This window comes from Vibrio sp. SG41-7, assembly GCF_014164465.1.
GTDB lineage: Bacteria > Pseudomonadota > Gammaproteobacteria > Enterobacterales > Vibrionaceae > Vibrio > Vibrio splendidus.
Window position 1 is genome coordinate 1 of the sequence record NZ_JACJFF010000244.1, and the last position, 2,624, is coordinate 2,624.

The 2,624-nt window shown below is 45.6% G+C and carries 2 protein-coding genes; one reads left to right on the forward strand and one right to left on the reverse strand.

Annotated elements, in window-relative coordinates:
* The first annotated feature begins 178 nt into the window (after positions 1–178).
* Positions 179–910 carry an IS5 family transposase gene (locus H5300_RS26260; protein ID WP_182797316.1) on the forward strand — a complete coding sequence of 244 codons (732 nt, stop codon included), beginning with the start codon at positions 179–181 and terminating at the stop codon, positions 908–910.
* Here the strand turns inward: H5300_RS26260 and H5300_RS26265 are convergent.
* Positions 907–2,624 (reverse strand): FG-GAP repeat protein (locus H5300_RS26265; RefSeq protein WP_182797317.1); only part of this gene is annotated, 1,718 nt, incomplete at its 5' end. The genes H5300_RS26260 and H5300_RS26265 overlap by 4 nt on opposite strands.

The window sequence follows — 2,624 nt, forward strand, 5'->3', positions numbered from 1 at the left end:
CGATAAATTCCGCAGTAGGATACATACACTCATCGAAACCTGCAAAAAACGCGGCTTATCGGCAATGTCAGTGTTGAGTGAGATCTTCACGGCTGTTGTGGCGAAGAGACCATACCCCAACGTCTTTGACTTATAAACCACACCGTTCTCTTCAAACATGGTAAGTCAAGCTAACTTGGTGAACACTTACGATTATCCGTCTCTTTCAAAACGATTCTCTCAACTCGGTTTTAAGACGCCAGCATTCAAATTTACGGATAAACCGGATGAGGGGTTAGCGGCCATCGCCATTGACTCTACGGGCCTCAAAGAGTTTGGTAAGGGAGAGTGGCACCAGGAAAAACACCGCATTAACGCGAAGCGGAGTTGGAAAAAGGCCCACTTTGGTGTGGGAGAGAATCATATTATCCATGCCGCAGCTCTGACAGAGAAGAGCACCATGGACTTTCAGGTTTTGGACGAGCTTTGTGAGCAAATTGACATTGAAGTTGAACATATTTCAGCGGATAAAATGTACGACACTGATACTGTTTATGAAACCTTATCGAACGCATTTCCAGAAGCGGATATCGTCACTCCTCCCAAAGATAATTTGTATGCTGATGAAGCTCACCATGGAAAAAGGATGAGCAATTTGGTGGCGTATTCGGCACTAGGGCCCATGCGATGGCAGAAAGAAAAACGGTATGGGAAGAGGAATGTGTCGGAAAACGCGATGCACCGTTACCAGTGCATCATTGGCCCCAAATTACACAGTCGAGAGTTTAATAACCAACAACAGGAAATGATGCTAGGCGCATCGATATTAAACCGATTTACGCCATTAAGCCACCCGACAGCTACCGGGTGGCTTAATGGCGTCAAAAGACAGTGTGCATTGAGTACTTCAACAAAGCCCCTTGAACCTTAAAACACATATGCAGCACCAGCCTCCGTTTTATCATCAACAGCCTCTCGATAAGCGCCAACAACCGTTGATTCACCATTCGTTGAAACACTAATTCCAAAAGCGGAAGTAGAGTCCGTTTGCAATGATTTCAAATAAGCTTGCTCTGACCAAGTCTCAGAAATGAAAGAGTATACATAGGCGGCTCCATAAGCGTCCGATGATTGATCAGCACTGGGCACCTGTGAAACACCGTTATCCGTACCATCCTCTCGATACGCCCCGACAACTAAAGTATTCCCATCACCACTCAAAGAGACACTATTACCAAAGCTATCATAACTCTCACCGTTAGAGGCCACTATCCGCCCGGGAGAAGACCAAACACCGCCACTTTCAGAGAACACATAGACAGCTCCAGCATCTGAACCATTACTATTCTCCCCGTCAGCTCCTACCGCCAAAGTTTTTCCACCCTCACTCAATGAAACATCTCTCCCAAAATAGGCATAAGACTCTGCATATGACCCCGCATCTAATCGTTGTGAAGTTGTATAATCAGAAGTAGAAAAAACATAAACCGCACCAGCGATTGAGCTTTCTCCATACGCCCCTACAGCCAAAGTACTGCCATCACCACTGAACGAAACGCTATAGCCAAAATAATTAGTTCCCCCTGGTTCAGAAGGCGAGAGAGACTGACTCTGAGTCCAAGCCCCTGCATTTTCAGAGAAAACATAGACAGCTCCAGAGTTTGACGCTGCTTTATCCTCTTTGTACGCGCCAACAGCTAACCATTTACCATCCTCAGTTAATGAGACACTCTGACCAAAATCAGCGTTATGCTCTTGATTTTCCGCCTCTAATCGTTGCTTGAAGGACCAATCACCAGAGCTTTCAGAAAACACATAGGCTGCACCATATCGACTGACGGAAGCACCTTCTTTATTCGATCCAACAGCCAAAACCTTACCATCCCCACTCAACGACAGACTGCTTCCAAAAAGCGCACCAGATTTAATCCTCGATGCCGTATTGGATGAGGGGTTATCATAAGAAGCATCCAAGCGCTGACTTAGCGACCAAACACCTTCCGTTTGAGAATAAATATAGACCGCACCAGAACTGACAACACTGTCACTATTCTCATATGGAGCTCCAACAGCTAACGTATCCCCATCAGAACTTAAAACAACAGTATGCCCAAACTTAGCATCTTTTTCAGGCGAAGAAGCTTTCAGAAACCCAATCATTGCGTTAAGTTCCGTATTATCGATGCTCACCTCATTTGACAGTTGTAATTGAGAGTCTTTGGAAGCAAGAATAAAGTATTCAGCTCCAGCGGCTTTATATAAATTACCTAATAGAATTGCTGTATTATCACCATCAACGACACTCGTTAAAATGTCGCAATTATTATCCTGAACGATATCCTTTTTACAGACAGTATAAGTGATCCCACTTTCTTCTGATGCAGACTCCCAAGTAAAGACAGCCGTTTTCGTCGCACCGGCGCTCGCTTCTATACTTAATAAATTAAAAGAGTCCAGTACATCAGCATTATCCCCCACACCGTCGCCGTCAGTATCTAACGTTTCAGTGGCATCCGATGGGAACGCGTCGGCATTATCCCCCACACCGTCGCCGTCAGTAGCTAACGTTTCAGTGGCATCCGATGGGAACGCGTCGGCATTATCCCCCGCACCGTCGCCGTCAGTATCTAACGTTTCAGTGGCAT